The 7006-nt window shown below is 58.0% G+C and carries 6 protein-coding genes and 1 pseudogene; 3 read left to right on the top strand and 4 right to left on the bottom strand.

Translation table 11 applies throughout. The features are described from left to right. Both ACN0XM_RS18970 and ACN0XM_RS18965 read left to right on the top strand, forming a co-directional pair. Positions 1-1491, top strand: a 1491-nt coding sequence (locus tag ACN0XM_RS18970; protein WP_417568490.1) for a F0F1 ATP synthase subunit alpha, incomplete at its 5' end; no start/stop codon positions are given. Beyond that, positions 1475-2404 (top strand): F0F1 ATP synthase subunit gamma, encoded by a 930-nt coding sequence (locus ACN0XM_RS18965; RefSeq protein WP_417568489.1) that lies wholly within the window; start codon positions 1475-1477, stop codon positions 2402-2404. The genes ACN0XM_RS18970 and ACN0XM_RS18965, both read left to right, overlap by 17 nt. Here ACN0XM_RS18965 and ACN0XM_RS18960 read toward each other — a convergent pair. From ACN0XM_RS18960 to ACN0XM_RS18945, 4 genes are read right to left on the bottom strand one after another with little or no spacing between them, the layout of a single operon-like run. Continuing rightward, positions 2397-3017, bottom strand: a complete 621-nt coding sequence (locus ACN0XM_RS18960) for a tetratricopeptide repeat protein (RefSeq protein ID WP_417520407.1) — start codon at positions 3015-3017, stop codon at positions 2397-2399. The genes ACN0XM_RS18965 and ACN0XM_RS18960 overlap by 8 nt on opposite strands. Continuing rightward, complete coding sequence (locus tag ACN0XM_RS18955) at positions 3014-3796, bottom strand: SDR family oxidoreductase (protein ID WP_417520406.1); 783 nt, start codon at positions 3794-3796, stop codon at positions 3014-3016. The genes ACN0XM_RS18960 and ACN0XM_RS18955 overlap by 4 nt, the downstream gene beginning before the upstream one ends. Further along, positions 3783-5954: an AMP-binding protein gene (locus ACN0XM_RS18950; protein ID WP_417520405.1), complete on the bottom strand. Its 2172-nt coding sequence runs from the start codon at positions 5952-5954 to the stop codon at positions 3783-3785. Before ACN0XM_RS18950 ends, ACN0XM_RS18955 begins: the two co-directional genes overlap by 14 nt. Continuing rightward, positions 5938-6648 (bottom strand): thermostable hemolysin, encoded by a 711-nt coding sequence (locus ACN0XM_RS18945; protein ID WP_417520404.1) that lies wholly within the window; start codon positions 6646-6648, stop codon positions 5938-5940. The genes ACN0XM_RS18950 and ACN0XM_RS18945 overlap by 17 nt, the downstream gene beginning before the upstream one ends. A gap of 233 nt (positions 6649-6881) precedes the next feature. On the opposite strand from ACN0XM_RS18945, the pseudogene ACN0XM_RS18940 reads away from it, so the two are divergent. Then, positions 6882-7006, top strand: a pseudogene (locus ACN0XM_RS18940) (DNA-binding response regulator); the annotation flags it as partial.

Here is a 7006-nt window from a genome sequence, read left to right as displayed (position 1 = left end):
GCGCCCGCGCCTGCGCCGGTATTAACTGAGGTCGGCAGGGTCACTGAAGTGGGCGATGGTGTTGCAATTGTGACCGGCCTGGCTCGTGCCTTGGCCGATGAGCTGCTGATTTTTGAGTGCGGCATTCAAGGTATAGTGCTGGATCTGGAACCTGGTCGGCTCGGTGTGATTCTTCTCGGGCCTTCCGAGCTCATCACTTTGGGTGAGGATGTGCGCCGCACCCGTAAGGTGGTAAGCGTGCCAATAGGCCCGGCGTTTCTCGGGCGCGTGGTCGATGCCATGGGCCGCCCGAGGGACGGTTTGGGGCCTATCACCGCTGTAACAGAAACCCCCATTGAAGCAGAAGCACCGGGCATTCTCACCCGCTCGGCGATTTCCCGGCCCATGGCCACGGGCCTCAAAGCCATTGATGCCGCCGTACCTGTGGGTCTTGGCCAACGTGAGCTGATCATTGGTGACCGACAAACTGGCAAAACCTCCATTGCCATAGACACCATGCTGAACCAGTCGCGCTCGGATGTTATCTGTCTCTATTGTGCTATCGGCCAGCGCGGTGATGCCGTATCCCGGGTTATCGCGGCCCTGAAAAAAGGCAATATGCTGGCACGCAGCATCGTGATGTCGGCCGGTGACGAAGAAACACCGGGGTTGGCGTACATCGCGCCCTATTCCGCTATGGCCATGGCAGAATACTTTTCCGATCAGGGTCGGGATGTATTGATCATTTTTGATGACCTTACCCACCACGCCCGCTCCTATCGGGAGTTGTCACTTCTGTTGCGCCGGCCACCGGGGCGCGAAGCTTTCCCCGGCGATATTTTCTATGTTCATGCGCGCTTATTGGAGCGGGCCGGCCAGTTTACTCAGGAAGCGGGTGGAGGCTCGATTACCGCCTTGCCCGTGGTGGAAACCCAGGCGGAGAACCTGTCTGCCTACATTCCCACCAATCTGATCTCCATTACCGACGGACAAATTTACCTGTCACCGCGACTGGTGCGCCGAAACCAGTTCCCCGCTGTGGATCTGGGTTTGTCCGTTTCCCGCGTGGGCGGCAAAGCCCAAAGCCGCACCTTACGGCAAGTGGCTGGTAACTTGCGGGTCACACTGTCGCAGTTCGAAGAACTGGAAGACTTCGCCCGCTTTGGCACAAGACTGGACGACACCACCCGCGCCCGGCTAACTCGCGGTGCGGCCGTTCGTACCGCCATGCGTCAGGCCGAACGCGATCCCATGCCCGCCGCAGAGCAGCTGGCGGTGTTGATTGCCGCTATGGAAGGGATTTTCGATGCCTTGCCCGAAGAGCAACTGGGCAATGCCATGGACCGCATCCGTACCGTTGCCCGAAAGCACTTCCAATTCATCGATGAGCGCATCAGTGAAAACAAAGGTTTAAACGAGGAAGACCGCAAACGAATTATCACGGCGGCGCGCAAAGCTCTGGCCGCGAACCCTGAAAGTGCAAATGAGGTCAGCCGTGCCCCAGACACTTGAGACGCTGACCCGGCACAGCGACACCCTCACCAGCATTCGCGGCATTGTTCACACCATGAAAACACTGTCTGCGATTAACGCCGCGCCATATGACCATGCCGCCCGCTCCATTGAGGCCTATCACCAGACCATACTGGAAGGCTTTGCGGCCTTTGCTTACCGAACCAGCGGTATCAACCTGCAGCAGGAAGAGGCTTGGGAGCATCTGGTGATCGTATTTGGCTCCGATCACGGGCTTTGCGGCAACTACAACGAAGCCCTCGCAGAGGTGGTCCAGCACCATTGTCAGAGCCAGACAATCGGCAAGCAGCGCCTGTTCTGCATCGGTGCACAAATGAACGATGCTCTGGATGATCAGGACCTGCTGCCCGAAGCAGTATTGCTGCCTCCGGCCTCTGCCGAAGGTATAGGCCGTCTTGCTGGAGATATCGTTACCCGTATAGACCGTTTTAGCCGGGGCCAACCTTTGCACCATCTGGCCGTCACTCTGGCATTTACCCAGCGCGGCGAACATGGCACGCGGGAGCCGACCATACAGAGCCTTCTTCCCCTTGCGCCTTCTCTGCTGCAGCGTGAAAAACAATGGGACTCACGCTCACTTCCGGATTACACCATGGAGGCGGGCGCGCTGTTATCATCCCTGATTCGCAGCCATATCTTCGCCAGCGTTTTTCGTGCCTCGGCCGAAGCCATGGTGACCGAAAATTCCGCCCGACTGGCTCTGATGCAGCAGGCTGAGCAATCGGTGGATGAACGCATTGAAGTGGTAGAGGGTGAGCTTCGGTCAGTTCGGCAAACGGAAATTACCAACGAACTGATGGATGTGATTATCGGGTTTGAGGCGTTGAAGAAGCGGGGAAGTCGCGCCCGACCTGCGGGCGATCAAAAGCCGTGCCCGAAACCTGTCAGTTAGCCTCCAGACGCTTTCTGGCTTGTTCACGGCGACCTGCATCCGCCAGACTTCGCCCGGGCCTTGCGGGTGCTTGCAGGACTTTACGGAAGTAGGCTTTTGCCCGCTCCGGCTCGCCTTGTTCCAGCAGAAAATCACCGAAGAAGTAATTCGCGTCGATACCCTCAGGGTTCATGGCGAGCGCTGTTTGCAGGTAGTCACGGGCTTTGTCGTCATCCCCGAAGGCCAACGGCCAACCGGGTACCTGATAATAAAGGCTACCGAGAGAAGTGTAGGCCGAGCCGTCGAGCGCGTCGGCATCAATGGCCAAAGCGGCTTCCAGCGATTTACGGGCATCCTTGACCAGCCCGAGCGCGCCCAAACCACCTTTTGCACCGGCATAGGTGCTCAACACAATACCCTGCCAGATCAGAGGCTCCGCACGGTCGTTGTGGCGGGCAACGAATGCTTCCAGATCGGTTGCCAGGCCTGCAAACGCTTTTTCCTGTTTGGCCTCTGGCAGTTGATACTGAATTTCTGCCCAACGCTGCTGAATTCCGGTCAGCTCGGTCTCAAAATCTGCGCCCCACAGCGGCATGGCGATCACCCAAGCCATCATCAGAATCAGCCACTTCATTGCAGTACTCCTGTATTGAGAAAGCGTTTTATCACCGGCAGTTTCTTGAGCATGGCTTTATCAACAAGGCGCGGCAATATCCCGTTAATCACCACAAAAAGTTTTTCGGGCCAGCCAAGGAAGCGGCGGCGGTCATTGTTTTCCATGGCTTTCAAAATGGCCGATGCTACGGCTTGTGGCGTATCTACCTGATTGCCCAGCGCACGATTCAGTTCATTGACCGCTTCCGGGTTCATGTCCGTGGCGGTGGCTCTGGGTGCGACGTAAACCACCTGAAGCGCCGTATCCGCCAGTTCCCGTCGCAGGGCTTCAGTGAACCCCCGAAGGCCGAACTTGGTGGCGCAATAGACCGTATACCCGGGAAACCCGATACTGCCAAACGTCGACCCTACGAAGACCAGAGCGCCGCTACCAGCCCTCCGAAATCGGGGCACAAAATGTCTGGCCATAAGCATGGCAGAGCGCAGGTTTACACTGAATTGGGCGTCAAGTTCGCTGACTGCCATCGCAGCGAGCTCAGCAAAGCGATTCTGCCCGGCGCAATGGATCACGCCGTCGATGTCCGGGTAAGCCTCACTCAAGCGCACCAGTTGTTGATCCAGATCCATGGCAGCAAGATTCAGGTATACCGGGGACACGCCTTCCCGATACCCGATATTCTCCGGATGCCGGGATGCCACGATGACACGGCTACCTGCCCCAATCAGCAGTTCCACCAGAGCCTCGCCAATGCCGCCAGTGCCCCCCAGCAGGAGGAAAACGCGATCATGCAGCCTCATGGTGCGGCTCCTTGCGAGTGGCAGGCAGCGGGATGCTGTGCAGCATATCGCCATAAAGCCGATACACCACACGGGCAGCATCAATAACCGCCTGTTGATCATCCGGATCCGTGATGCCGTCCATCAGGTTACGGAAGAACTCGAAGTGATCCTGATCCAGAGCGCCATGGGAATACAGGTAACTGAATGCCTGATTTGGCAGCCCCAGAAGTTTCTGAATCTGTTCGCCTAGAGGGGTCGCCAGCTCTACGGACGTACCTTCAAGCACCTGAACCATTCCGAAGAACGCCGCCGGATTGCCCCGGTTAATCTGGTCATACAAATAGGACACCATAAGCTCAATGGACAGATCCGGTTTGCCGGTGCGAATGGATTCCCTGTCGGCACCACAGACTTCCAGATCGTTCAGTATCCACTCGTCGTGGCCGTACTCTTCATCAATGTACTCAACCAGTGCTTTTCGGACGAACTCCAGGCGCCGGGGCAATCTGGCACCACAGGCCATCATCAAGGGCACCGTGTGCTTTACGTGGTGGAATGCCTGGGTCAGAAACCAGGTATAGGATTCAAGGCTAAAATCGCCATGGCCGATGGCTTTAACCACCGGCGCGCCGGTAACGTGAGCCCGTGCCTCTGCGGTTTCCTGCTGCAACCTGTCGAAAAATTCCATGTGTGATTCTCCTTGCGGATGAGTAAATGATGTTGAAATAAACAGGGGAAAGGCTTCTGCCAGTAGGGCTGGCAAATGCGCCTGAATCTGCGCCCGCACCGGGCGACCGTTTGCGGTGATAAGCCCTTCAGACTGTCGAAGTGGTTTACGGCGGATATACACACTGGCCAGTCGGGCATAATCCGGGAGACGTTGATTGATTTGCTCTACAGTCCGGGCAACAGCCTCAGGCGAGCGCCCATCGGTCACTGTCAGCAGCGCTGTGGGCTGCGGTTCACCATCCCCGAAAACAACCGCCTGTGGAATGTCCAGCCCCTGAACCAACTCACTTTCCAGCCACTCCGGGCTAATATTGCGGCCAAAGCTGGTGATCAGCAGATTCTTTGAACGGCCATTAACCGACAGGAAACCGCCCGTGCTAAGCGCCCCCAGGTCGCCGGTATCCAGCCAATCACACGGCGCTTTCTGATCGCCCAGATAACCGAGGTGGGTATTGCCGCGAACCCGGATGTGTCCATCGGAATCCACCCTCACCTGCACGTGAGACAGTGGTTTACCCACGCTGCCCTCGCACTCGGCAGACGGCACGTTCAAGGCCACCACAGAGCTGCACTCCGACAAGCCGTAGCCTTCGTACAGAGGCAAGCCGGCGGCACGGCCACGGTGCAGGAGTTCCGGGGAAACCCGACCACCGCCAACCGCCAGAAAACGGACTGAGCGGCTGTCGAGTTGCCCCTGCTCGGCGGCGCTCACCAGTGCCATCGCCAGCTCCGGCACCAGTATCAGGGACTGGGGTTGGCCTTGGTGAATGCCCTCAACCAGCCGGTTCAGGTTCAGGCCACTGCTGCCAGTCATCCCCAGACGCTCCAGTGGCACCACGTTAACGGTGCCCCCCATAAGCAACGGCAGATATACCCCGGCAATGTTCTCCAACAGCGTGGCCAGTGGCAGAATGCATAGATGGTTGTGCAGTTCCACGCCCGCCAGCCGCTCTTTCAGGGCAAGGGTGGTTGCGGTCATTTGCGCCAGCGACAGGCACACGCCTTTGGGGCTACCGGTACTGCCCGAGGTGAAGGTGACTTTGGCCGTGCCTCCCGGCATCCGTGGTGCTTCGGAAGGGCCCGGCAATCGGTGCAACCAGACACTCCGGGCCAGAAACTCACTCTCCCCGGGCTCTTTGCCGGATAGCAGGCCTTGCAAGCCTGCCTGTTCAATCAGGTGCGCTACCTGAGTTTCTGAGAAGAACGCCGGAATTGGCACACACACAACCCCTGCTAGCAGGCAGGCAAGATCGGCCAGTATCCAGGCAATGGTGTTGTCTCCACACACTCCTGCCCGCTTTATGCCCCGCAGGCGCAACTGTTCCGCCACAGCCTCTGCGGCCTGCATCATCTGTTGGTAACTGAGATCTGATTCTGGCCCGCGCAAGGCGATGCGCGAAGGGTGCGCCAGCGCCTGCCGGTGGAGCAGTTCAGGCAAGGTTGCCATAAGCGCCTCCTTGCTCTGATTCGCCTGAGCCAGAGCCTGCCTGTACCGGCCGAATACGCCGCAGCAGGTTTGCCTGACGCAGATTGCTGAGACTGTCGGCCACGTTGATAGCCATCACCACCGGCTGGTGCTCATAATAGCGGCCCCAGCCCGCGCCCCTATCGGGCAAACGCTCCGGATCCGCCTGCGCCAACACCCGGGTAGCAATCCCTAGTCGATGAAAGCTGTTCCGCAACTGATCGGTGCCCGTGCATACCACCCATTCAAAACCGGCATCCGCCAACCACACTGTCAACGAAGCAAACAGGTGCCTACTGACACCCGCCTCTACACCGGCAAGGTGGGCAATCTCTGCAATTTTTACACGGGCAATACCCGGCACCGGCATCACAGATTCAATCGGGGCAGGTAAATAGTCTTCAAGAAAAAGCGGTTCCAGAGCGGCATCGCGAACGCCCACCGCTGCCAACAGCGTACCCTGAGCCGAGGTAAGGGCCAGCAACAAAGGTATCCGTAGTGCGGGCTCCGCCCCATAGGCCTGCAAAAACCGCAGCCGAATGAACTCTGCGACCGTAGTCGCCAGCGCGGTACCCGGGCTAATCTCGCTCAACCAGCGCCCGGCACAACGAAGGGCGGGAACCAGCTCCGGTGAATCTGGCGGGCAATGTATGGACATCGTTAGCGGATCAGTCATGTTCGCTCTCCAACAGCTCTCGGGCAAGGTGCCCGTGATAGTGAGCGGTCAGATTAAAGCGCAAGCCTTAACCGAGCCTTAAGCCCGGACACCAGAATTCTTAAACAGGCCTTAAGGTTTCTCCCGAACATCCGTTAAGACTTGCTTAAGAATGCCTGTGTAAAATGACTTTTCGCGAGTACGAATTTGAAGTGTGAAAGTTTGACGATCTTTTCCAATACGAGCCCTGCTTAATGCGCATATTACTGGTAGAAGATGACCAACTTCTGGGCACAACCATGCTGGATATGCTGCGGGCAGACCAGCACACCGTAGATTGGCTGGATGATGGCCAGCAGGCGCTGAATGCGCTGGTGGA

The organism is Marinobacter sp., assembly GCF_048269445.1.
Classification (GTDB): domain Bacteria; phylum Pseudomonadota; class Gammaproteobacteria; order Pseudomonadales; family Oleiphilaceae; genus Marinobacter.
This window is presented reverse-complemented; position numbering and strand designations above follow the sequence as displayed.